Source organism: Bacillus sp. TH17, assembly GCF_016651125.1.
GTDB lineage: Bacteria > Bacillota > Bacilli > Bacillales > Bacillaceae_G > Bacillus_A > Bacillus_A mycoides.
Genome location: NZ_JAEKEN010000003.1, coordinates 98,744 through 124,721 on the forward strand (window position 1 = coordinate 98,744; position 25,978 = coordinate 124,721).

Consider the following 25,978-nt stretch of genomic DNA (forward strand, 5'->3'; position numbering starts at 1 on the left):
TTATTTAAAGAAATATTTTAGAATGAATTAATAACATTAGATTTTCATTTGGATAAACTAGTGAATTTGTGAACTTAGAGTAGAAAAACTATAGAACCATTATAAATTGTTATTGATACATACATAATGAACAAGGGGGGATATCTTTAAATGAATCAGTATTTCTCAATAGCAACGGCTGTATATTTTATTTACATTTATTGTATGTGAGGCGTATGCTAGATTTAGTTGTAATAAATGGAAGGGAGCTGTATTTTTGAAAAGAAAAGTTTTTTCATCAGTTTTGCTATCGTCACTTTTGTTTTTAGGAGTAAATGATTCAGGAGGGGTAGATGCTTCTACTATTACACAAGTAAAATATAACCAAGGCGGGGCAAAGTACATATATACAAATGCACCTGAAGTTGTATACGATAATCCAAATATGGGATCGAACTTTGACGCTGGTAAGTATGCTTACTACACAAACGAAAGAAAATTAGAAGCAAATCAAGAATATAGTGCTGAATTTTTTAATCGAAATTATACAGGGGCTAAGTTGAAATTTGGATATGCTGTACACAATGAAGATCGTCTACCACAAACTATAAGAATTAAAAATAGTGCTGTAAATGCCGCATATCCGGTTAATCCTGACGGTTCTTGGGATATAACGGGGATTACATCTAGTACTATAGTTAAATATGGAAATAGTAGCAATGATCAAGCTATTACTATTCCAGCAGGTGGACATGTATTTATATTAGAGAAAGATGTAGAAGACACTTTTGCAGTTAATGGAAAAATTAAATTCATTCCGAATACAAAATTAACCCTACGTCAATTTGTTTCAAAGAAAAAACCAGATGGACAGTTCCCTAGCCCTTCAGAGATCTTTGATTCTATAAAAACACCACAGGTTAAAAATTATAGTAAAAATACTTCAACTGCTAATTATAATTACGATGAAAGGTATGCTGTTATTGATAATGCAACAACAAGTAGCTTTTATGTAGGTTCAAAAACAAGTAAAGCCTATCCTCAATCCCGTGTTGGTATTAATGAATACGAAGCACCTATATGGTATCTAGAAAATTCTAACCCAACTCTTGAAGGGAATTATGGAATTGTTTACGACTTTCAATTTAAAAATGCGGCAGGAAAGAAAATTAGAATTAAACCTGAAATTATTTCAGAAAATGATAAGCCATCTGATCCAGAGAAATTCCCGCCACTAGCATTTTTTTCACAAGTAACTTATTGGACTTCAGGAACTTGGAAAAGTACTACTAAATTAACAAAACCCGATCAATATCATTATATAACTATTCCAGCAGATCAACATGTAAAATTCATTTTACCAAGTGGTAATAATGGTAATAACCTTTTTGAAATCATTGAATAATGATTTGGATTTGGGGTTAAGATTAAATAAGAAGGTGGAGCATATTGCAGATATCTTTTTTGTCACAAAGGTGTAGGAGAATAAAAAATCGTCAGTTGCTGTTTAAAAGCACTGACGATTTTTTTGTATAGTCTCATAGTTATACTTAAGTGTTTAAAGTTGTATAAATTTCTTTTGAGTGTAAAATCAAAGGAGCGTCAAATATTTAATAGAAATTCGGAACATAATTTATTTTAAAGAGATTCAGGTGGGTTTAACTTAATTGAATCTATCATAACTGTAATATTTTTCGAATTACCTTTAACTGATAGTTTTATCTTTTCAAGTTGTACTGTTTTTGAAAAATCTTCATTTCCAATTGACTCAATTAATTGATCTAATTCATTAGTCCATGTAACGTTAGTAGCTTGTATCATCGCTTTAATCGTAGGTTTATCTGCATGGCCATTATACATAATTCCATCAATCATTTTTCCACTTTCCCCTAACATGACACTTACCCATTTCGCATTTCTATCTGAATAATCTCCTGTTTTTGGATAATAAAATCTATATGTATTAGATTTTTTTTCTAGCTCAAGATTAAATGGGAGAATTTTGATACCCTGAGTAGATAATGTACTCTTTATATTATTATAGTTCTTCAAATATTCTTCTGTTGTCATATTATTAAATGAAATTTTTTCTTTTGCACCTTCAGGCTTTTTTTGAGATGTTTCCATTTTATTTAGAGTATCCTTGTGTTCTGTATCTTTGCAACCTAATAGGCTAGCTGCTAACAGAAAGGTTCCTAGTAGAAGTATTTTTTTTGTCATATGAATCTCTCCTTAAGTAGTATAGAAAAAATGCAGAAAGAGTGGGTATCCCTAACACTTTCTGCATTTTTCATGTTTAGATACTTACTGTGTTTTTGGTATATCGAAAGAATATTATTTATATGATCTAATTGATTTAAGAAAGAACAGCACAATTAGCCCTGAAATAAATAATAAGACTCCATTTATTAATAAGATTAATGGCGGACCATATATGTCAGCAAAAAATGAGGAAATAGCTAGAGCGACTGGTGATGCTATACTCGTAAGGGAACCAAGTGTTCCAAAGGTTCTACCTTGCAATTCTGGTGATACTTCAACCTTAATAATGACATTGACTAACAGTGTGCAGAACGAAAAAAGTATTCCCAAGAGTAGAATTAAAGGCACTGCATACAGTACTGATGGTGCAAAGGATATTCCTACAAAGATTGGAGCTAATAAAACCATACTAAGAATTATCCACCAACCACGACGATGTAATTTTTTATCAAAAAAGATGATAATCCCTGCACCTAACATGTAACCTATTGGAATACTGGATTCTATTATTCCAAATTCAATGGGATTTGCTTTCCATACTTTTACAGACATTACCTGGATAAGCATTAAAGAAGCGGTGAAAAATGTAATTAAAGTTGGTGAGAGAATAATAACAGACTTAGCAAATGGATTCTTCCATATATACTTAAAGCCTGCAATAAGGTCTTCATGAAATGAGTTTTTTACATCAGATTTTTTAATAGAATTAGGAAATTTTCCACTTAACAACACTAGAATGGCAGATAGCATAAAAGTAAATGCATCGACTGAAATAGCGATGCTGCCACCAAAGGCTGCAACGACAATTCCTCCTATAGCTAGCCCTGATATTCGGGAAACGTTATCTGCGACATTTAATACACCAGTTGCTTGTTGAACTTTTTCTTTTCCTACAATATCGATTAAGGAAGCATGGAAGGCGGGAGATTGAAATAGCCCTGCGCAAGAAGTGAGGGCAGTTAAGATAATAATGAGAATAAATGGTGTGCCAGGAAGTGCAATACAAAGCGCAATACCTAGTATCAAGAGACTTCGTATCATATCTGTTATCCACATTAATTTCCTGCGATCGACCCTATCAGCAACAGTACCTGCGATGGAAGAAAACAGCATGCTCATAACCATATGAGTTATGGCAATGGTAGACATTAATTTAGCACTCCCGGTTGCTTGCAGTACCCAGAGATTTAAAGCAATACTGTGAAATGAATTCCCAAACATTGACAAAGTATAACCTGTAAATACAAATGTAAATGTACGATTTTTCCATATTGTCTTTTTAGAAGAAACAGCAAGAGAAGGATCTAATTCGACTTGTTGTTGCATAGTATGGCCACCTCACAAATTTAAGTATTTAATTTTGAAAATTTGCTTACAAACTAAAAGTGGTGAATTTCAGTAATCAAGTTAATTAGAAGGCTAATGAAATAGAATCTTGCTGCATTAGAGTTATATTAATATAAAATATTGTTATTCTGAGGTAATAAAGGTAGGGATGAGATAGATTTGAGTACATAAATAACAAAAATAATCCCTATAAATTATTTTTAAATCGTAAAAATTTTAGGATATATTATTTTTAAAATTATTATGAAATCAAATTACATGAAAATAGCAACTAAGAGCATTATTACATTGGTAGAAGCAAGTCTATAATTTATAGAGAAATTGTTAATGAATATTTAAGGGAGAACATTTTAACTGTACAATAATGTTTAAACTTTTATATAAGATTTTTAAAAATAAAATATTTCTCCAGATTATTCTGAAATTTCCTTACAACTTTTTCCTGGTTTTTTAATATTTGTAAGGACAGAAACTATATTTGTATTTTATGGTTAATTTAGTCATATAAGATTGAAATTAGTAGTATAAATGGTGATTTTATTAAAAATCTAGCATTTATTATAAATACTCCTCTCTTCAGAAAATTTTACCAAATATTTTCAGGTGAATATTACCAAATTAAAAATGTTTTGTCTATATATTTTATTAGTTCTCTATTTTGTAAGCTGATTAAATGAAAATATTTTCTATATTTATCCTCCCTATATAATGACAATTTTTCCCTTACTTCGACATAAATCAAATGGTACAGTTTACAGGACAAATATAGAACCTACTTGTAGACGTTATTTTGTATAAAAATTAAAAAAACATTAGTTACTAGTTAGGAGGGAAAATATATTCTAACTATTTTTCAAATGGTACTTAAGGGTAGAGTGCTGAATGTTTGAAAATAGCTGATTAATACTTCTGTAGGATGGAGGTTGTCATTTGAAAGAAAAAGATAGGCTTAAATTTAGTAGGAGTAGTGTGAATTTTTCTAAAGATATAATATATCAAATTGTAACTGACAGATTTCTTAATGGATGTCCATCATATAACCCAAAAGGAGAGTTATACGATGAATCTAGGAGAAATAAAAAGAAATACTTTGGTGGGGATTGGATAGGGATTATTGAAAAATTAAATGCAAATTATTTTACTGAACTAGGTGTGACGTCTCTATGGATATCTCAACCGGTAGAAAATATCTTTACACCAATAAATGATTTGGTAGGAAGTACTTCATATCATGGGTATTGGGCTCGTGATTTTAAAAGAACAAATCCTTTTTTTGGGACATTTGAAGACTTTCAAACATTAATCAAAACTGCTCATGCAAAAGACATAAAAGTTATCATGGATTTTGCACCAAATCATACCTCACCTGCATTACATGATGATGCGACCTATGCTGAAAATGGTAGATTATATGATGATGGATTATTACTTGGTGGATACGATAATGATTACAATCATTATTTTCATCATAATGGTGGGACGGATTTTGAAGAATATGAAGATGGAGTTTATCGTAATTTATTTGATCTTGCAGATCTAAATCATCAAAATATCGTTATTGATTTGTATTTTAAAGAAGCTATTAAACTATGGTTAGATCAAGGAATAGATGGCATACGGGTTGATGCAGTGAAACACATGTCATACGGCTGGCAAAAAAGTTGGCTAAATTCAATCTATAATCATAGGCCAGTATTTATATTTGGTGAATGGTATATCAATCCGAATGAGTATGATCAAAGAAATTTTCATTTTGCAAATAATAGTGGTATGAGTTTGTTAGATTTTAGTTTCGCTCATAAAGTACGTGAAGTTTTTCGAGATGGAATTGATTCCATTTATGGTTTACACAAAATGATTGAAGAAACATATCAAACTTATAATGACGCGAACAATCTTATTACTTTTATTGACAATCATGATATGGATCGTTTTCACATGAAGGGAAAAAGTAAACGTGGAGTAGAACAATCATTAGTATTTTTATTAACTTCAAGGGGAATCCCTTCTATATACTACGGTACAGAACAGTATATGGTCGGGAATGGAGATCCGAATAATCGTGGTCAAATGGAATCTTTTAATGTAAATACAGACAATTTTAAGATAATACAAGCTTTATCCTCGCTACGTAGATTAAATAATGCACTTCCATATGGAACTACCAAAGAAAGGTATATAACAGATGATATCTATGTATATGAAAGATGCTTTGGCAGTGATGTGGTATTAATAGCTTTGAATCGAAATTTAACAGAAGGTTATGAAATAAAAGATGTTAAAACAGCACTTCCTTCTAGAAAGTATAAAGATATATTAGAGGGCCTTTTAGATGGTGAGGTAATTACGGTTGAGAATAATAGTATAGATTCATTATGGATCGGACCAGGTTCCGTACATGTTTGGCACCATAAAGGAGTAAATAGTTTACCTTTAATAGGAACTGTGGGACATAAAATGACTACAGTTGGTCAAATTATTTGTATTGATGGATGTGGTTTTACTTCTAAAAAAGGATCTGTATTTTTTGAGGAAGAAGAGGCGGAAGTGATTTCATGGTCACATACTAGTATTAAAGTAAAAGTTCCAGTGGTGAAGGACGGTAAATATGGAATTACTGTTGTAACAGATAAAGGAACGAAAAGTAATATCTATAAACATGTGGAGGTCTTAAATAAAAAACAAGTTTGTATTCGATTTGTGATTGAAAACGGATATGAAATACCCGAGAGTGAAGTTTTTATAATGGGGAATACTTATTCATTAGGGGATATGAACCCTTGCAAAGCAGTGGGGCCATTTTTTAACCAAATCATGTATCAATTTCCCACTGGTTATTTTGATATAAGTGTTCCAGCTGATACCTTGCTGGAATTTAAATTTATTAGAAGGGTAAATAAAACACTACTTATTGAAGGGGGAGAGAATCATAGATACCAGACACCGAGGTTTGGAACGGGTGAGGTTGTTGTAAAATGGCAAACCGCAGAAAAATCAATTTTGGTTGAGATTTAATGATATGAATCTACTTGCTATTAAAAATATTAATTTAAATCCTGAGCTATTTCGTTTTGAGGGTTAAATAAAAAATTTTATATTAAAGATTTCTAGAGTATAGCTTTGGAGTTAAAAAAATTCGTGTTGAAACTGTATAAAGAGAAGTGAAAAATACAATATTGGAGGTTGCTATGGTACAAGCTTCTAAAGTGGTTACTATTGAAAATTTTTACTCTGAAACACTAGAGAATAGTAGGAAATTATTTGTATATTTACCACCTGGTTACGAAAAGCATTCACAGCAAAGGTATCCTGTATTATATATGCATGCCGGGCAACGTCTATTTGAGCCTTTAATAAAAAATGATGAATCATGGAATGTCCATAAGACAGCTGATGAGCTAATTTTTGAAGGGAAAATTCAAAAAATAATAATTGTAGGTATAGCACATAAAAGAATTATAGAGAACAATGAGTTTTGTCATTTTATTTCACCAGATAAACATATAAAATGCTCAGGTTTATTATATGAAAAATTTATAATCAATGAGGTGAAACCTTATATCGATGATAATTTTAGAACAATGTCTGACGCTGAAAATACCGCTTTAATAGGATCTTCAGCAGGAGGTTTATCAACTTATAATATCGGTTTCCGTAACCCTAAAGTGTTTGGGAAAATAGGGATGATATCTCCATTCTTTGTGAAAGTCGAAGATGACCATTCGGAATTAAAATTATATGAGATGTATAAAGGGAAAAAAGACTTGAAAGTTTGGATGGATATAGGTAGTGCAGAAGGCTTTTTCTTGGTGAAACATGTAAGAGATATTGCAGAAACTTTATTAAAAAATGGTTACAAATATAGAGATAATTTAATTTTTTATCAGGATCCATATGGTGCTCATTTTGAAAAAGACTGGGGAGATCGTATGCATCTGCCATTAATATATTTCTTTGGAGATATAGGGAATATAGTTAATGTTACCTTGGATGGGCGAGATGAAGTTGGATTAACTGGAATGAAGGTAAAAATTAATCCAATTGTGACGTACGATAGTGGCTTTAAAATGAGTGATTTAGATGGTGTGTTTTTAGTCAATAACCCAGATGTATTAGAGGTTATGAATGATGGAACGATTATACCAAAAAAAATAGGAGAAGCCGAAGTCACCTTTGTAACACAAGGTGTAAAGGGAATACCAAAAAAATATAAGGTAATAGAAACATTATCAGAATTTGTAGATGTTTCCGTAACAGTCGAAGTACCTGAAAATACACCAGCTGGTGAACGAATTTATATGAGTGTAGGTATGATACTAGATAGAATAGAAAAAAATCGTTTTGCTGGGAATTTTACAGTGCCAAGGGATCTTGCATGCAAGTTTAAGTTTTCAAGAGGCTTTAGGCTCTTTGAAGTGGATAAATTTGGACAACCTATTCAAAATAGGAAATTTAAAGCTACTAAGGACTTACAGTTAAATTATACTGTCGAGAACTGGATAGGACTATAAAAATTAAAAGTGTGGGGTGAGTGCTGTAGTGAAAATAAAGGAATTAAAACCAACCTTTGATGTTCCTTATTATTATTCATGTTATATACCAATTCTTCACGATAAATTAAAAAGTATGGGTAGTATTAGTTATATGAGCTTAATAGCAAATGAAGAATTATATAGTATACCATCTTACCGTGTGGATACTACCACATCTTTACCTTCTGTAGCTAGATATACACAGTTGTTGGAATATAATCAAACATTTCGCATGGAGAAAAATGTGTATTCTAATTTTGGAAATGGTCTTCAATTTATAAAGGAATGTCTGAATCGTCAAGAAGTTTTTATTGCCTTAGGAAGTACATTTTTTCTACCTTATAGTAATGATTATTTGAATCCAAAATTTATAAAGAGTCATATAGATATCCATACGGATAAGTATGTTACCGACCACTACTTAGCAATTAACAAAATTACAGAAGATAGTGTATTTGTTCAAGATCCTGTCCCTAATAAATATATGGGAGAGATATCACTTGAGGAGTTTTATTCTTTTTGGAAAGGCGGAAGAGGTATACCTGAATTGGTTCAGGCAAAAGGAATAGAAAGAATCTCATCTTACTCCTCAATTAATGTGATTATAGAGGAAAAAATAAACCTAGAAAATATTAGAGATATTTTTTTGAAAACATTACAAAAGATATCAAGTGAGTATATTAAAGGTTTAGTTCTGAGAAAAAACAATAAGATATATTATTTTGGCAAGATTGCAGCACTTGAACTTAAAGAAAATATAAATACCGATTTTTATAAGCAAAGAAACATGTTTCCTTTGTATTTAAAATGTTTATTTGATATGAGATGGAGTAGATATTTTTTATATGACTTACTTATAGATATGAATGATTTATTTAAAGATAAATTTATGCATCTTGCTAGTGATTTAATGGATATAAAGCAATCATGGGAAAGACTGTATAAGATTGCACATATTAAATTATTAAAAAAAGATAGTAACTTAAGTGATCTTGAATCTTTTAATTTGATAATGATGGATGTTATTACTAGAGAGAGTGTATTACATGAGAATATTTTATTTCTTCTGCAACATAATTATAGTCTCCAGTCTTGATAGAGAAGCGATAATTGAGAAGTAAAGTAAGGGAACTACTATTTAGTATTCATGTTAAACACTTCTACAGGTGTTGGAAGGAAATATTCATAGTAAATAATGATTCATAAAAAGGAGTGCATTTACTTGGAAAATACTAATAAAGAAAAAATTATTCAAATCGTATGGTGCTGTGTTGAAGAAGTGAATGAAAGTCTTGAAAATAAAATTGATCTTAAAAAAGGCTTGAAAGCACATCTTTATGATTGGGAAGGGTATTTAGATTCGTTGGGACTGGTATCTTTACTGGTAAGTATTGAACAAGGCTTAGAAGATGAATTGGGTATATCCGTTGATTTGGTTAATTTAGATACAATGTCACAACATAATAGTCCATTTAAAACAATAGAAACATTAGTTGCGTATATTATAGAGTGCCAGGAAACGTTAAAATCACTAACATAGCAAAATATTAAAGGATAAAAATTAAAAGGAGGTTGGGTATGCAGATTGATTTTCTATTAGAAAGGTTTGAACTGAACAAAGAATACGAAGCTATTATTTGGGAGGATAAAATTTACACGTATGAGTGGTTACTAAATCAAACAAAGATTTATACAGGGGAGTTAAATGAACATAGAAAGATGGAGTATAAAATAGTCTCTTTAGAAGCGGACTATTCTCCATATTCCATAGCAATGTTTTTAGCACTTATTGAGTTAGGGTGTACAGTAGTACCAATCTTAAATTCTTTGGTTGACAGCAAGAAGAAAGAATACTATGAAATTGTTGAATTAGAAAATGTAATTAAAGTTGAAAGTGGAAATTTTGAAATAATCAATATGCAAAGAGATTACATTCAAAATGAATTGTTATTACAACTGAAAAAGTTAAAACATCCCGGATTAGTATTGTTTTCATCTGGCACAACAGGACACAGTAAAGCAATTGTACATGATTTTACATTACTTCAAAAGAAGTACAGCGTTGCAAGAAGTGCAAAGCGGGTTATACCATTTATGTTATTTGATCATATAGGGGGAGTTAATACGCTTTTCCAAATTCTTTCTAGCCTAGGGTGTTTGGTAATTATTGATGATCGTACCCCTAATCGAGTATGTAATATGATTGAGAAACATCAAGTGCAAGCTTTACCCGCATCACCAACTTTTATAAATTTACTTATACTGAGTGAGGTTTATAAAAAGTATAAATTAAATAGTTTGCAGACTATTTCTTATGGATCAGAAGTTATGCCTGAGACTACATTAAATAAAATAAACGAAATATTCCCTCACATTAAAATTATACAAATGTATGGCTTGTCAGAATTGGGAGTTTTATATTCACAATCTAAATCGAATGATTCTTTGTGGATTAAGCTAAGCGATGGGAATATTGAGTCAAGAGTTGTGGATGGAATGTTGCAGGTTAAATCAATGTCTACAATGATTGGTTATATTAATGCTCCAAGCCCATTTACCATAGATGGCTGGCTTATGACAGGAGATATGGTGGAAGTAGATGGAGATTATATTAAAATCTTAGGAAGAAAATCAGAGCTTATAAATATTGGTGGAGAAAAAGTATTTCCAGCTGAAGTTGAAAATGTAATACAGCTAATGAGTGGAGTAGAAGAGGTCGCCGTAGTTGGTGAAAAAAATGTAATCACGGGGCAAATGGTTAAGGCTGTTGTTAAATTGAATACGAATGAAACTGTAAGTGGATTTAGAAAGCGATTGAGAGAGTTCTGTAAAGATAAACTACCAGTATATAAGATTCCACAGAAAGTGGTCCTAACAACTGAGAAAATGCATACAGATAGGTTTAAAAAAAATAAGAAAGTATTTATGTAATTATAGCTTTTGTAGTAGGGAGAGGTCGCCTTAGGTTAAAATACAAATAAAAAAGTACTTCAAGTTCTTTTAATTTAGGAAATAGAGTGTCCTGACTTACGTCTCGCATATGTTATCATACCCTTTTTCGAATTGGCTTGTTTTTAATTTAATTACAAGTTTCGCATAAATAAGCTTCTCCTTAACACAAATAATGAAGTGTTGGGGAGAAGCTTTATTTTTGTTTTTGCTGTTGCTTAGTTTTACGATTCAGTAGTAATTTATCTAAGGAAATAGATTGGGTGTTAGTTACCACAAAAAATAAAGATACAGCTAATAACAACTCAAATTCATACCCTCCTATAAATCCTTTATTGAATTTTACGGTAATAATCGCTCCAGCCAAAAGTATAGAAAATAAGGTTGAAATGCATGCTTTTTTATTTTCCAACTTTTGGTTTAATGAGATAAGGTTCGACTTCTCCAGTTTTTATTTGAATATCCTGAATTGCTGTATTATTAATGGAACCTTTAATGGATCCAAATGTTTTATTTAGGATGTGACCAGCGCTTTTGAATCCAACATAATGCCCACGGACCATCCGTGGAAAACATGCACCAAACATACCGTGTACCGATATAATTGATTGAAAATGTAGAATTTCTGTAATTAATGTTCCGATTGTTGTTATCTTCATCTTACTATTTGGAGGTACTTTAATAGAACGCTCAATGGAAGGAGAGGTAGTGATTGATTTTGAATTACTTTCTCCCACAAAAGTTGAAATATTAAATTTGTTACCGGATTGAAATTCACCTGACATGATAAAATCTGATGTTAAAGTTAAACCTGTAGTAGATTCCGAAGTCCAAGATTGAATATTAGCCCATTGCTCTTTTATTGAGACTACAATTTCTGCTTCTTCATTATTAGGATTAAATACAAATTGTTCTTCTAGGCTTACTTCATTCTTTGAAGGCTCTTCAATATTGCGAAATATAAAAGGGCCAAGCATTTTATAACAAGCGTGACCATAACGTTCAGTAATTGCAGGCTTATTATGAATTGGAAACGTCTCATTATTTACTGCGATTTCATCAGGAAGTATTCCATAAAGATCTTTAAACGCGTCCATTATGGAATCTGTAGTTGAATCTAATGAATCTAAATCTGAAAAAGATAATTTTTCTTGTATAATCATACTAATACTCCTTACTTATCCGTGATTTTATTTATTTGTTTGATCGTGGTGGAAAAGCAATTGAAATATGAGGAGAAGATAAACTAATAGTTTGACAGATACAATAAATAATCACTTTTGAGAATAAATTCCATTTTTAACTGCAGGATTCCTATCGATAAATACTCGTTAGAAATTTATAAATATTTAATTGAATTTTAGGAAAATAGAAAGCTGTAATTAATAAATCTAACTAATAAATATTAGAGTTAATTCAGACTTTCTAGGGGATATTAATAGAATAATGAATTCCATTAACTAGTTTACTCTCTATCTTTATATCGCTGTTTAAATTTTAACTATGATGATTCAAAACCAAATAATCTTTATGCTTTAGATAAACAACATGGTAGATTTGAAATACTTAATAAAAAAAGGAAAACACAAGGGAGAAGTAGACTTCAATTTAAACTCAACAAAACCTGCGGACATGGTTTGAAAATGGGTTAAGAAAGGATTCATTTATGAATGAATTAGTAAAAAAAGCAATACAATATTTTACCACGAAAGAAATGGAATAGGGTCAAAACCCATTTGTAAAAATGAATGGATCCACTTTAATTGCCGGAAAACCAATCGTTGGTTGGTATCATAAGTGAAATGTAGATTTGAAATAAAGTTGTACCACTTATAAAAAATGCGATGTTTTGAATAAAGTTGCCATGTTTATATAAAAAATCTTATAGATAATTTTTAAAAAAGAGCGAAACTCATCTCAAAATGAAAAGAATACTTATCTTATTGAGATGTGAGGGAAATTTTGCAGCTATATTTTAAAATCTGCACTTGAATCAAACTAAACTGTATGTTTACCTAAAGCAAGTACAATAAAAAAAACCTTGGATGTAAAAGAACTTAAGGAAATACTCTCTATCGACATCACGCACTATTAAGTTTTGAGCACAACACAAGCTATTTAGTCTTAAGGGGTTAAAGTTAACTGTTTTTATTAAAGTGTTCTTAATGTATATTTACATGCTAGCTATAGTCTATAAGCAACCATGTAATCAATATAATATGTATAGGTGAATGTATCTGAAACTAAAAGATATTAATACTGATGAAAGGGAATGATGCATTTTATTGGATTAACATAAGAGTATTATAAAAAAAGGAAAAAAACAAAGACTTTATAACTTCGCACGAAATACCAATTTTACGCAGAATAATACGATTATATAAAAATCAAATACAGTATCTAGGGATTTCAAGCCCAAGTGCATGAATCTTAGTATATTGGTATACGCCATATAATTGATATTTTATATAAGAAAAATCAAATGCTGAATTACTCATAAACAATTTTTATAGTGAATTACATTTTAATTTATAAGAGCTTTTCTTGTGTTGATCTAACTAACTCCTGATTAACCTTGATTAAATTAACCAATTCACATTTTATAATGATTTTTAAACTGTGTTCATGTATTCATTTTGTTAGAACTTATATTTGAAAATCGTTTTATTTTATATACATATATAATTTTTATCGCCAAATATGAATTTATCACTTGGTTATCTATAACTTTTATTAGAATAATTACACTTTCCCATTCAATTTCGAGTGAATTTTAGTATTACATAATTTAATTATGTAAATAAGTTCGTGTAAAAATTGAATTTAATGCGAACTTGTGTTCGTGTATCTTTTCTGTTATAGTGTATATGAGGTGATTTTTATGGAATACAGCAAGCAACGTCAAAAATCCGTACATCGTAAGAAATTATACAAGAATTTAAATGAAATGCCCTTTTACATAGAGGAATTTGTGGAGTACAAAGAATTGCATGATGCCTCTCCCTCCACCCTACTGAATTATGTATATGATTTTAGAGTCTTCTTTAATTGGCTATTATCTGAACAAATTATTGAATTTAAGCCGATTAAAGACATATCCTTCTCTGATTTAGAAAATTTAAAGAAAAAAGATGTTGAGAACTTTATGAGGTTTCTAAAACTACAACAAAACATGCAGAATTCCTCTGTTAACAGAAAAATTTCAGCCTTAAAGTCTTTATTTAAGTACCTTACCTCCCTATCAGAAAATGAAGATGGAGAATGTTATTTTTATAGAAATGTAATGGCTAAAATAGAAATACATAAAGATAAAGAAACATTAAATGCTCGTGCAAAACGTATGAGATCTAAAATATTCCATAATGATGACGATCAAGAATTTTTGAATTACGTTAAGTACGAACATGAAAAATCTTTAACAAAACATCAGTTATTCTATTTCCTAAGAGATAAAGATCGTGATGTAGCTATCCTTTCCCTTTTTCTTGGTAGCGGTATTCGTGTAAGTGAATTGGCCGATCTTCGTATGGAAGATATAAACTTAAAAGAAAGACTAATTGATGTAATCCGAAAAGGAAACAAAGAAGATTCTGTATGGATTACACCAATTGCATTGAATGATTTAGAAAAGTATATGGAAATTAGAGATAACAAATATGCTCCAGGGAAAGAATTAAAAAATGTATTTTTATCGAAATATAAACATACTGCACAGCCTCTTTCAGTTAGAGCTATCCAAGATATTGTAGAAAAATATACTAAAGCATATGGAAAAAGAATGTCTCCCCATAAATTAAGACATACATTAGCGAATAAATTATATATGGAAGAAAAAGACTCGTTACAAGTGATGCAACAACTTGGGCATACCAGCCAAGATACGGCCTTATTATACACACAGCTTGGAGAAACAACTATTAAAGATAGCTTAGGCAGAATAGGAAAAAATAAATAATAAAAGTTCAGCAATGCAAAATTGCTGAACTTTTATTATTTTCCCTGCTAGAGTTAGTGGTTTTAAATGTCATGCATTATTCATTACATATTTAATTTTATTATATAAAAAATACATAGTTAAAATTCTACTTTAATTGGTATATAAAAACTCTCTCTTGTTAGATTAGATAAATGAAAATTTTAGATTCCTACAATTGTTGTTTACGTTAAATGTGAATTTCACGAACACTTGGGAAAATGGGAGTTACCCCCTTCCCCCATCTGTTGTAGAAAGACATGAAACTCCAAACTATTTAAACAAGAAAGTTTAAACTAAAATTTTTTAGATTTACAGAACTAAACTCATCAAAAGTCAGCTCTTTTTTCATTTTTTTGGTGATTACTCTTTTAAGTTGATAGCGATGTGGTGATACCCGTTTAGAACGATATCTTTGCCCTAAAAAAAATCGAACCATAAATTTGCCGGCAAGCTTATGGTTCGATTTAAATTATTTACTTTTAGTAACTACTCAGCCCCTCTATGAAAAAAAGCCAGAAAAGCATCTTTTTAAATGGGCGAGAGGGACTGGCCATGCATAGAAGCGGTCAGGGCCTTTTCCTGCCACGCGCAAAGCTTTAAAACAAAGAAAGGCAGCGAGGTGTAGGTCCATTTTATCTTCATCGCTGGAATTATACCCCTTACCAAACTTCTAAATGAAATGTATAGCTGAGTAGTTACCTTATTTTTTGAAAAAACATTCTGACTATTTCTTTTTCACTTCTTCTACAAATTCCCATGTCTCTCCGTTATCTTTTGATTGATAAAGTGCACTACTATCGCCATTGTAGTCTCCATCTGCCCCTTGTCCAACTAACATATTAAAAACCCCATCTTTCTCATATGGCATACTAGGAGAATCAAAAGGACTTATTGTGGACTGTGTATGATCTAATTTCACTTCATGCGGCGGATATTCTACCTTTTTGAAAGATACCCCCCCATCATCTGTGCGATATAACTCTCCCTCATTACCAGAAGGTCTAACTGCTCCTAAAAACCCAAGTTTATCATTTATAAAAGTGATCCCTGATACACTACCAATCCCCCTATTAAATGGGTCTGGATTGATAACCTCCCATGTTTCCCCTTCATCACTAGTCCTGCTTAATGAATAAAAGGCGCTCCCTAATGCTTTATCTGTCATATTTAGTTTATAACCAACTTCTTTTGATAGGAAAAACTGTTCTTTTTCATTCTTTAAATCTTGTTGTTTCTTCTCTTTAAACCTATCTTCATTTGGAGGCGTCTTTGATTTACTCCAACTTGCGTCACATATTAAATTATATCTAGCAGGGACTAGCTCTTTCTCTTTTCCAGGGACATATATAGATACAGTATATCCAATGATATCAGAAGCTGCTTCTTTAAGACTCTGCCCCTTACCATCCTCAGTAATATTAATAATTCCCTCTGTATTGGATCCCCAATTTCTTTTTCCATAATAAATCAACCCATACTTACTTTCATTCCACTTTCTAAACGTTTGCTTAACTGGAATCGCCTTAACCGTTTTAATTAAAGGTTCTACTAATTTATCATCATCATAATCAGGCTTTGCATATCCGTCTCGTATTATAGTAATATCTTCTGATTTCTTCTCATTATAAGAGATTAAATAAGTTTCTTCTTTCCCATCAACATTTTTCCCATAAACAAATGTATCAAACGCTGTGATTGTTCCATCTGAATGAAATGTAAGATCAAAATCAGTTGCCATATACAATTTCTTTGGCAAAGGATATTTTTTATTTATATCTTCAAAAATACCTTCTACTCCAGATTCATATATATTATTATGTTTAAGTTTAACTGACCTTTCATGTTTTAACCTTTCTATAAACCATGCCAATTTGCCATTGTAATTTATTGCACTTTTATAAATCTGCATCCCATAAAATGATGTAATTGCAACAATAATGATAATAGAAATGGATCTCCATGCTATTGAATTAGTTAATTTTTTAGTTTCATATTCTCTATTTTTTATCACCCGCATTGTAGTAAATGTAGTCATGGATATAAAAAGTACTATACATAATAACAAAATATAAATATTATAATTCATCCTTCCGTACTTACAGTATAAGGCTAACTCATAACAAAAAATCCCGTATACAATTATTAGTATTGGATTTGTTACTAATGACAGAAGTATCCTTTTTGCATTTTCCTTAAATATAGAAATCACTCCTAATTACATGAATTACTGATATTAAGTATACTTTATTGTAAAGTAACAAAAAGCTATTTAATCTTGCCGCCAAAAATACAATAGACATCTGTCTATGTAAATGGCAGATGTCTATTAAAGCCGTTTAAAAATCTAGTTGTTTCATAGACAATGGATTTTTGAGTGAATACTAAAGTTGCTTCATTTGAGAGACAAATATTGAAAATGAACCCTCATATATTAATTCATTCCACTCAATGATATTTATCTTTCAGATTTTGTTGATGCTTTGTATAAAAAAGATTCAAAGGTAATTGTAATTGAATTAGAGAAAATACGCGAAGGTTGGGAAATTAGTAAATCATAGATAAAAGCGTCCTATATTTTAATAGGACGTTTTTTCTTCTATAAATAATGTATTTGAGATGTATTGTACTCATAACTATAAATGTTTTTTAATTATGGACATTATACAAGTCGACCAATTCTCCAATATCTAAAAAGGACGGTTTAACTACTTACTTATATCTATCTATAATTCAATAAACCTACTTCTCCTCATACCATGGGTTTAAATGAATTAGTACTTCATATATTTCTGGGTTCTGATTTATAATAGTAGTTTTTATATCCCTACAAATATCATGTCCTTGCTGGATGCTTAAATGTGCCGGAACACTAATTCTAATATCAATTAATACATAGTGACCATGATCACGTGCGCGCATTCTATCAATTCTTTTTACAAAAGGATGGGCCTGAATTATTCTCTTATATTCACTACATTTCTCGGTAGGAATACCACCTTCCATTAATATATATATTGATTCTTTCCCCATACTAATCGCTAACTTTAATACGAAAAAGGAAACGATAATACCAGCTAAAGGATCCCCATATGCTGCATATGGAATGGAATAGATATTGTTTATCAAAGCAATACCAATTCCAATTACAGCTGCAATTGAGGCATAAACATCAGCAAGATGATCATAAGCAGTTGCTATAAGCCCTTTGCTGCTTGTTTTTCGACCAATTCGTATTGTGTATACATATAAAATTTGCTTCCATATTAATGAAATAATCGCTGCTATAAAAGCAATTATATGGGGTTCTGTCGCTGGTTCAAATAATGACTTTATTGATTCATAAGCCATAAATAAAGCCGCTAAAATTAAAATCACAGCTACAATTCCTGATGATATAACTTCTGCTTTACCATGTCCATAAGGATGATCTTCATCAGCTGGCTGGTTTGAAATTTTCATTGATCCCAATGAGGTTACGGATGCTACAACATCGGCAGCATTATGAATCCCGTCGGCTAATAATACCTGACTTTTGAAAAGTAAACCGACTATAATTTTGATGAGAGTCAGAAATATATTGCTAATTACACTAATCCATGCTGCCAATAAGGACGTTTTTTGGTTAGCATTCATAGTTATCCCCACCTTAACTTTACTCTTGTTTCAAAATATTATTGTTTAATTCAATTGTGTAGTTATAAGTCTATGTCTCATCATTTTAATTTCTTTCATACATTACCCAATAATAAGTGTGTGGGTCTATACAAACATTTTCTCCTATCAGTAAAGGTTTAAAGCATAACTTACTTTGTTCTTTTATCCTTATTTGTTATGAAGTGTAAAAAGAGTGACACAAAATGCCATGCTTTTTTATTCCTTTTACGTTTAGTATTGGAGTTACTTTAACATCCTTAAAATAGTAATTATGATTGAATAAAAAGACGAGAGTTGGAAATTAGGAAATCATAGAAAAAACGATCTATAAGATGTAATACTGAACCTAAAATAATTAAAGATAAATAAGATATACTACACGACGACGCATGTTGTTTAACAATGTAGTTTTAAGGTGTATTATCCCTTTGCTTGATACACCTATTGTTTATGTTTTTTATCACCCTTTTATCATTACAAACATCAAAGCGACTAATGTGTTGCTTTGATGTTTGATGAAATGTTTTCAGGTATGATTACTAATTCATTCTGCGCATTAATCTTTACTCATCTGATCACAACAATTATTTTTACAGGTTGTCCATTTCACATAGCTGTAGCAAATACTATAAGATTAAAAGCATATAATTGAATATGAGTGTAAACTGTATACATTATTTATCCTTCTTTTAACTTCTTGGAGATTTTCCATATGATTGAGTATCTCTTTACGCTTTTCTTTAATTACACTCTTTGTATGTTAGTTTTTAAACTTTAATTAATCCTTCATTTATTTAAGAATTCATAAATCAGTTGAAATATTTGCATCAAATTCAACTGATTTTTTAGTATCTATTTTTTCCCATCTATTGTCACCCTTATTTCTTGTTTTTGGTTTGCTGTTACCATCCAAGCATTCGGTAAATAACGATCTTCATGGGATAATGTAGAAGGTGAATTTATAACCTTTCCTCCTAAATATAGCGTAGCAGAAGAACCTCCATCCATAGCCATCGCATTTATTGCTCCTTTTTCATATAGAATATCTTGACACTCTTTTAACGTAGCTCCTATGCTATGTGTCTGCCTACCGTCAATCACTAGAAACATTATTGTGCCATCTTCTTTTTGTGCCATAATACTTCGCGGAGCAGAGCCCCAACCACCGTCTCCTTCTGTAATCATTTTTTCTCCATTAACAATTAACTGTGGCATAAATCCTGCTGCTGAAACGACTTGTTTATCCAAAAGTTGTTGGGTAGAATAATTCCCTGTTATCATTTGTCCAAACTTTGTTAAGCCCGTAATAATTGTAGGGGTATTTTTATCTATATTTGTATCAATTGCTTTCCCATTTTCTATTACTATTCCAGTTGCAATATTTCCTCCACCCCTTCCTGTTTCATCAGCAAATCCACTTGCATTCACAGCAACAAGTGCATGATTACGTTTTGCCATTACACTAATTTTTTCTCCCCTGTTAGCTCCTTGTGTTCCTTGATGGCTAACAAGTTTAACACTAAAGGGATTGCTAATGGTAACTAACTTTCCTTCGAAAAGAAAACGACTATCTTTATTACTTTTAATTGTTTCTACATCAATTTCTAATGGCTGATTTTTTAATTCTTCTAATCTTTTTCCTGCTATTTTTTTATAAATATGCTCATCACTGTTTGACCATTTCGGATGATTAATTCTATCTTGCAGTTTATCTAGTTCCTTTTGGGATAGAAATGTATATTTCGCATATTGTGGATGCTGAGAAGTTAGTATACTCCCAGCCATTGTTATACGAAGCTCTCGGCCATAGCTAGTACCAAATAATATTCCTATGCCAATAAGCATGAATATAGACAACAGAAGCAAAATTCGTTTGAAGATTTTTCTTAGATGTTTCATAGTTTATCCTCCAGCATTAATTACATTTAATAAATCCATTAAAATATTATTTATCTAAAGACATAGGTGTTTGATTTCCTCATTCCTGAATTCTCCACTAGATTTTAGCAATCAAGGCAAAATACTTATTCCACATTTCGCTTTTACTTCAGTGTATATTTACAAATTTAATAACGTTTTTGCAACCATGAAATAAATTACTAATCCTGTTCCGTCAACAAATGTTGTAATAAACGGACCAGAAACAACTGCAGGATCTAATTTTAATTTTCTCAGAATCAAGGGTAAAACAGCTGCAACAAGAGAGGCCCAAATAACAATAAATAATAAAGTAATTGCTACAACTTGTGCAACTTCTGTTCCAACCCCTAACATATAAGCACGAGTGAGCCCAGCTACCCCAAGTGCAAGTCCGAGAAGCATGCCAATTGCAAACTCCTTTTTCATTACACGGAAAATGTCTTTAAATTTCACCTCTCCAATACCAATTGCACGAGTAATTGTTGCTACAACCTGTGTTCCTGTATTTCCTCCAGTACCTACTAATAACGGTACAAAGAAAGCTAAGGCAACTACTGTTTCGATTTCGTCTTCAAAATACTTTAGTACTGTACCTGTATATGCTTCAGCAACAAAAAGAAGCAATAACCATGGTAGACGTTTGAAGAAAATGCTCCAAATACTAGATTCAAAGTAAGATTGATTTAACGGTTCACTTCCGCCTAACTTTTGGATATCTTCTGTAGCTTCTGCTTCCATAACATTCATTACGTCATCAAATGTTATAATACCAATCATTTCATTATTTGCTGTTATTACGGGTAATGCTGCTAAATTATAATTCAGTAGCTTTTTTACAACTTCTTGCTGATCAACTTCAGCGTGTACTGAAATTACCTCTTGAATCATGATAGTAGATAATATCTCTTCATCTGCTGCTAGTAATAACTCATGTATGGAAACGATTCCCTTAAGATAACCATGACTATCAAGAACATAGATATAAGATATTGATTCTACATTTTCAGAATGCTCCCTAATGTACTTCAATGTCATTTTTACTGACCAATTCCCACTAACTGCAACAAAATCACTTGTGACAAGACTTCCTGCCGTTTCAGGTTTGAAAGCCATTAATTTTTTTACATTATGTTTTGTAATTTTATTTAAATACGCCATTAATTTAGCTTGTTTTTCCGGATGAACCTCTAAAAGTAGATTTACTGTTTTATCAATCGGTTGTAAATCTAGTAACTTTTTAGCTTTGTTTTCAGATAAGTGAATTAAGATATTATATTTTTCTTCTGTACTCAAATGTTGAAGAATTTTTGAGCTTTTTAATACAGGAATCTTATCTAGTAATATGACTTGATCTTCAATTGAAAACCGTTTTACTTCTTGCGCAACATCATACGACGGATGACGTAAAACTTTCTCTGCATCCAAATTATTTTGGGTTACAAGTAATTCATTTAATAATTTCTTCATGTTAACTCCTCCTTATATTGCTAAGGGAGACTCTAGAGTTTCATGAGTGGTTTTGTGTTATTTTATCTGTCTAAAATTTTTATTAGAGCATTAATAGTTACATTGCAATCAATTTATTATTTAGAACTACCTCCTTTTTGAATATAGACAAGATAAAAATAAATAACATTAAACAAAAAAACCTTTACTCAAAAAGGAGTAAAGGTTTTTTACAATACAAATAAATGATTATTAAGACAGCTCTGCAAAAATCCCAGAGGTGCCTTTCTATCAAATCGTATACCACTCCCTCGTTGAGTTTTAGCACTGTATAGCATAGGTTTTTATAACCAGCTACATTAAAAAGGGCCTTAATCCGACCGTTCCTGTTGACCCATTGGCGTCTCTCGACATTTTTGGGCAGCAGCGTTTCTCTATACAGGAGCCTCACCTAACAAAGATTATTGAATTACTTCAAAATTTAAACCAGAATTTAATATTTGTCAACTAACTTTCGATTCGATTCATAATAAATTCTTTTTTAGAGAAATGTAATTCGACTCTATTGTAAATTTGAAATTCAACTTAAAAGATATAAAATTTATATACAATTAGTTCGAAGAAACGTTATAAAATATATGAAATTTCGTATAGGAAACTTATTGTTTATGATTAATTTGTAACTTTATAGCAGGAGTTGAATTATTAGTCATACCGTACTTCAAAAGAACATTCTTCAAAAATCTTATTTTATGATTAAAATCTTCGTTACTGTTTATCAAATTTATATGGTTAAACTACTTAATCAAATTATACACTACAGGCCGAAAATAAGTATCTATATGAGATGATTAAATACATTTTCTTGCATTATTTCTCAAAATTCATAAAACAATAAAGAATATAAAATTAGCAATATGCTTACTTGACAAGCAAAAAAAAAGTATTTATGCTGGCTACACGAAACAAATACATAAAATTTATATTGCTAAACCTGTTAGGTGAGGCTCCTATACAAACACAGGCTATTGCCCAAAAATGTCGAAAGACGCCAATGGGTAGAACAGGAATTGTCGGATTAAGGCTCTTCTTAAGATAGCTAAGTAATCAATTTCCATTACTTTACGTTGTATAGTGCCAAAGCTCTACTAGGGGGAGGAAAGCTTTATTTAGTCATGCCAATTTAAATCCCCCCTAGTATGTAACTAGGGGGGATTTTTGCGTAAGAAAACAGGGGGTAAGCTATAGAATCTTTCAAAACAAAAATACTATTTAGTAGTTGATGAGAACAAGATTCTACTCATTAGCAAATGTAATATTAAGTGTTAATGTAAATCAGGAGGATATTAAAATGAAAAAAATATTAAAACTCGATTATCTATTGCTCCTCCCTCTATTCATAACATGTACTTTAGGTATTATCATGATGTATAGCGCGAGCTCCATTGTTGCTGTTCAACATTACGGTTATAACAGTAGGCATTTTGTTGATTCTCAATTAACAAAGCTATTTTTAGGAACAATAGGGTTAATAGTTTGCGCTATTCTCCCATATGAAATATGGAAAAAACGAATAGTCTCTATCTGTATTATGGTTGGGGGAATTTTTTTATTAATTATGGTTTTGTGGAAAGGAAAAGTGGTAAATAATGCTCAATCATGGATCTTTGGAATACAGCCAGCTGAATTTCTTAAATTAGGAACAATACTTGTAACAGCCCGTTTTTTTGCATTACGACAAGAACAAGCTAAAAATATTTGGAGTGGTAGCGGAAAACTTTTATTTTTTTAGCTGCAATTTTTTTCCTAATCTATAAACAGCCAAACTTAGGATCTGCACTTTTAATATTAGGTATAGGTTTTAGCATATTTCTTTGCTCAGGAATAAATATAAATCTATTAATCAAAAGAACTATAATCGGTTCTATTTTGTGGTTACCTATTTTATATCTTTTGATTCAATATAGTTTGTCAGAAGTTCAAAAGACACGTATTACTACAATTTTCAATCCCTTTGTTGATGCGCAAGGAAATGGATACCAGCTTGTAAATTCTTTTATTGCCATTGGCTCTGGAGGAATTACTGGTCGTGGATTCGGAAATAGTATTCAAAAAACCGGTTATCTTCCAGAACCACATACTGATTTTATAATGGCAATAGTTTCTGAAGAACTAGGATTTTTTGGTGTATTTATAATACTGGCTGGAGTTGCGACTATAGTACTTCGCTCCTTAAAAATTGCACAATTATGTGAAGATCCATTCGGCAGTTTTATAGCAATTGGTATAGGTTGTATGATTGGTATGCAATCTGTTGTTAATTTAGGGGGTATTACAGGACTATTTCCTCTTACAGGTACACCATTTCCATTTGTGAGTTTTGGAGGAAGTTCTTTAATGGTTAACTTAATAGCAATAGGAATATTACTTAATATTTCAATTTTCAATAAAATAAAGTTTATTAATTATAATATATAATTTTTCATATGTAATTCTATTTTTTATAATTATTTTTTAAAAATTATAAAATTCAACCTCATTGAGCAATCTATATTCAAAGAATTTCTAATTAAGTTTTTAATTGTATGAATATTCATATTCATTTTAATATAAAAAAAGGCAGGCATTAATATGTGCTTGCCTTCCGTTCTCAAAATCAATTACACCTACAACAACGTGGGGTAAACCAAATCCAAATACTGACTTCTACGCTCTATTTTTTACTTTTCTAAAACAATTTCTGCTATTTCATTAGCATATTTTTTAGAGTCAAATGCATCATAATTACTTAGTACCACAACAGAAAAATATTCTTTTGGAAACCGCATGAAGTGTGAACGATAACCTGCCCAGCTTCCTGAATGTTCCAAGTATCGATAGTTAAAGTCTTCTGCAAGCCTTAGCCCAAAAGCATAATCTTCATTGTGAATAATCGTTTCCCCAGTTGGAGAAATTTTCGGACCTATTTCGTTCATTCTTGTAACAAGTTCTTTTCCACCAACGGTACCTGTAGTTAAATTCTCTCCCCACTTTACCAGGTCTTCAACTGTTGAATGCACTGCCCCATCCCCTGTATGTTCCCAAGGGCTTTCATAGATTTTAAATGTTCCTTGCTCATTCTTCGAATATCCACTAGTAATTGGTATAGTAGTTGGGTAGTAATCTACAATTGTTGTGTCCCTCATATTTAAAGGGTCAAAAATGCGCTCCTTTGTAAACTGACGTAGAGACTTGCCACTTACCTTCTCTACCACTTGTGATAATAAAAAATACCCTGTATTGCTATACTCAAATTTTGTTCCAACTGGGAACCTTGCAATTTGATGACCACTAAGGTGTTCTAGCGATTCTTCCACAGTTAATGTATCAGTAAATTTAATATTTGCTGCTTCAGCCAATTCTATATAATCAACTAGTCCACCAGTGTGGTGAATTAGGTGTCTCAATGTTACAGGTTCAGCATATGCTCCTATAGAAGGGACAAACTTTACAATTGAATCATCTAAACTCAATTTCTCCTCTTGTTCTAAGAGTAATATAGAAAACGCTGTAAATTGTTTAGAAACCGAGGCAATATTAAAAACATTTTTAGTGGTTATGGTTATATTTTCCTCTATAGAAGCTATGCCAACTGCACCTTTATAAGTTACTCCGCTATCGAAACTAGCGATATATGCAAAGCCAGGGGCTTTTGATGAAAATTTGTTAAATAATTGTTTAATGGATATATGTGTCTTTTCATTATATGTATTATTCATCTCAATCACGTACCCTTCGCTTAAAATGATTAGAAATATAATAAAAAATACTATATATAAAAAAATATCAGCGTGAATATAAGTGTTTAAAAGTCATAGCATGAGTCGTATCGTCTATTATAAAAAGCAAACTTAATTAAGTTTGCTTTTTTAAT

Annotated in this window: 14 protein-coding genes, 4 pseudogenes and 2 riboswitches; of the genes and pseudogenes, 10 read left to right on the plus strand and 8 right to left on the minus strand. The window is 31.1% G+C overall.

Going from position 1 to position 25,978, the window contains the following annotated elements; genetic code table 11:
* Positions 1 to 256 precede the first annotated feature (256 nt).
* Entirely contained in the window at positions 257 to 1,384 is a 1,128-nt protein-coding gene (locus JFT95_RS27250; RefSeq protein WP_201053783.1) for a copper amine oxidase, read from the plus strand.
* A 233-nt stretch (positions 1,385 to 1,617) separates the two neighbouring features.
* Here JFT95_RS27250 and JFT95_RS27255 read toward each other — a convergent pair whose 3' ends face one another.
* Together JFT95_RS27255 and JFT95_RS27260 are read right to left on the minus strand one after the other, a co-directional pair.
* Positions 1,618 to 2,199: a hypothetical protein gene (locus JFT95_RS27255; protein ID WP_016096704.1), complete on the minus strand. Its 582-nt coding sequence runs from the start codon at positions 2,197 to 2,199 to the stop codon at positions 1,618 to 1,620.
* A 114-nt stretch (positions 2,200 to 2,313) separates the two neighbouring features.
* Positions 2,314 to 3,567, minus strand: coding sequence for an MFS transporter (locus JFT95_RS27260; RefSeq protein ID WP_016096703.1), 1,254 nt, complete (start codon positions 3,565 to 3,567; stop codon positions 2,314 to 2,316).
* A 951-nt stretch (positions 3,568 to 4,518) separates the two neighbouring features.
* On the opposite strand from JFT95_RS27260, the gene JFT95_RS27265 reads away from it, so the two are divergent.
* The 5 genes from JFT95_RS27265 (at position 4,519) to JFT95_RS27285 (ending at position 11,051) form a co-directional block, all read left to right on the plus strand.
* Positions 4,519 to 6,603: an alpha-amylase family glycosyl hydrolase gene (locus JFT95_RS27265; protein ID WP_078205340.1), complete on the plus strand. Its 2,085-nt coding sequence runs from the start codon at positions 4,519 to 4,521 to the stop codon at positions 6,601 to 6,603.
* A 173-nt stretch (positions 6,604 to 6,776) separates the two neighbouring features.
* Positions 6,777 to 8,099 (plus strand): alpha/beta hydrolase, encoded by a 1,323-nt coding sequence (locus JFT95_RS27270; protein WP_078205339.1) that lies wholly within the window; start codon positions 6,777 to 6,779, stop codon positions 8,097 to 8,099.
* A gap of 28 nt (positions 8,100 to 8,127) precedes the next feature.
* Positions 8,128 to 9,216, plus strand: coding sequence for a cysteine peptidase family C39 domain-containing protein (locus tag JFT95_RS27275; protein ID WP_201053784.1), 1,089 nt, complete (start codon positions 8,128 to 8,130; stop codon positions 9,214 to 9,216).
* Positions 9,217 to 9,342: 126 nt separating this feature from the next.
* Complete coding sequence (locus JFT95_RS27280) at positions 9,343 to 9,660, plus strand: acyl carrier protein (protein WP_078205337.1); 318 nt, start codon at positions 9,343 to 9,345, stop codon at positions 9,658 to 9,660.
* 38 nt (positions 9,661 to 9,698) lie between these two features.
* A complete protein-coding gene (locus JFT95_RS27285) occupies positions 9,699 to 11,051 on the plus strand; it encodes an ANL family adenylate-forming protein (protein WP_201053785.1) in 1,353 nt (450 codons plus the stop codon).
* A 419-nt stretch (positions 11,052 to 11,470) separates the two neighbouring features.
* Here JFT95_RS27285 and JFT95_RS27290 read toward each other — a convergent pair whose 3' ends face one another.
* On the minus strand, positions 11,471 to 12,232 hold the full coding sequence (locus JFT95_RS27290) for a hydralysin-2 (protein ID WP_201053786.1): 762 nt from the start codon (positions 12,230 to 12,232) through the stop codon (positions 11,471 to 11,473).
* A 533-nt stretch (positions 12,233 to 12,765) separates the two neighbouring features.
* Here JFT95_RS27290 and JFT95_RS27295 point away from each other — a divergent pair.
* Both JFT95_RS27295 and xerS read left to right on the plus strand, forming a co-directional pair.
* Positions 12,766 to 12,867: pseudogene (locus tag JFT95_RS27295) on the plus strand (DUF4879 domain-containing protein); the annotation flags it as partial.
* 1,083 nt (positions 12,868 to 13,950) lie between these two features.
* Entirely contained in the window at positions 13,951 to 15,024 is a 1,074-nt protein-coding gene (gene xerS / locus JFT95_RS27300) for a tyrosine recombinase XerS (RefSeq protein WP_016097047.1), read from the plus strand.
* Positions 15,025 to 15,769: 745 nt separating this feature from the next.
* Here xerS and JFT95_RS27305 read toward each other — a convergent pair.
* Positions 15,770 to 17,254: a WD40/YVTN/BNR-like repeat-containing protein gene (locus tag JFT95_RS27305; RefSeq protein ID WP_307838417.1), complete on the minus strand. Its 1,485-nt coding sequence runs from the start codon at positions 17,252 to 17,254 to the stop codon at positions 15,770 to 15,772.
* Between the two features lie 262 nt (positions 17,255 to 17,516).
* On the opposite strand from JFT95_RS27305, the pseudogene JFT95_RS30175 reads away from it, so the two are divergent.
* A pseudogene (locus JFT95_RS30175) lies at positions 17,517 to 17,603 on the plus strand (DUF4878 domain-containing protein); the annotation flags it as partial.
* Between the two features lie 181 nt (positions 17,604 to 17,784).
* On the opposite strand, the gene JFT95_RS27310 reads toward JFT95_RS30175, so the two are convergent.
* From JFT95_RS27310 to mgtE, 3 genes and pseudogenes are all read right to left on the minus strand, one after another.
* A complete protein-coding gene (locus tag JFT95_RS27310) occupies positions 17,785 to 18,678 on the minus strand; it encodes a cation diffusion facilitator family transporter (RefSeq protein ID WP_078204001.1) in 894 nt (297 codons plus the stop codon).
* 823 nt (positions 18,679 to 19,501) lie between these two features.
* Positions 19,502 to 20,598 (minus strand): annotated as a pseudogene (locus JFT95_RS27315) (phosphodiester glycosidase family protein).
* A gap of 159 nt (positions 20,599 to 20,757) precedes the next feature.
* Complete coding sequence (mgtE, locus tag JFT95_RS27320) at positions 20,758 to 22,086, minus strand: magnesium transporter (RefSeq protein ID WP_201053790.1); 1,329 nt, start codon at positions 22,084 to 22,086, stop codon at positions 20,758 to 20,760.
* A 277-nt stretch (positions 22,087 to 22,363) separates the two neighbouring features.
* A riboswitch (M-box (ykoK) riboswitch) is annotated at positions 22,364 to 22,531 on the minus strand.
* A gap of 520 nt (positions 22,532 to 23,051) precedes the next feature.
* A riboswitch (M-box (ykoK) riboswitch) is annotated at positions 23,052 to 23,228 on the plus strand.
* 188 nt (positions 23,229 to 23,416) lie between these two features.
* On the opposite strand from mgtE, the pseudogene JFT95_RS27325 reads away from it, so the two are divergent.
* Positions 23,417 to 24,543, plus strand: a pseudogene (locus JFT95_RS27325) (FtsW/RodA/SpoVE family cell cycle protein).
* Positions 24,544 to 24,785: 242 nt separating this feature from the next.
* Here JFT95_RS27325 and JFT95_RS27330 read toward each other — a convergent pair.
* Positions 24,786 to 25,823, minus strand: a complete 1,038-nt coding sequence (locus tag JFT95_RS27330) for a serine hydrolase domain-containing protein (RefSeq protein ID WP_201053792.1) — start codon at positions 25,821 to 25,823, stop codon at positions 24,786 to 24,788.
* Positions 25,824 to 25,978 lie beyond the last annotated feature (155 nt).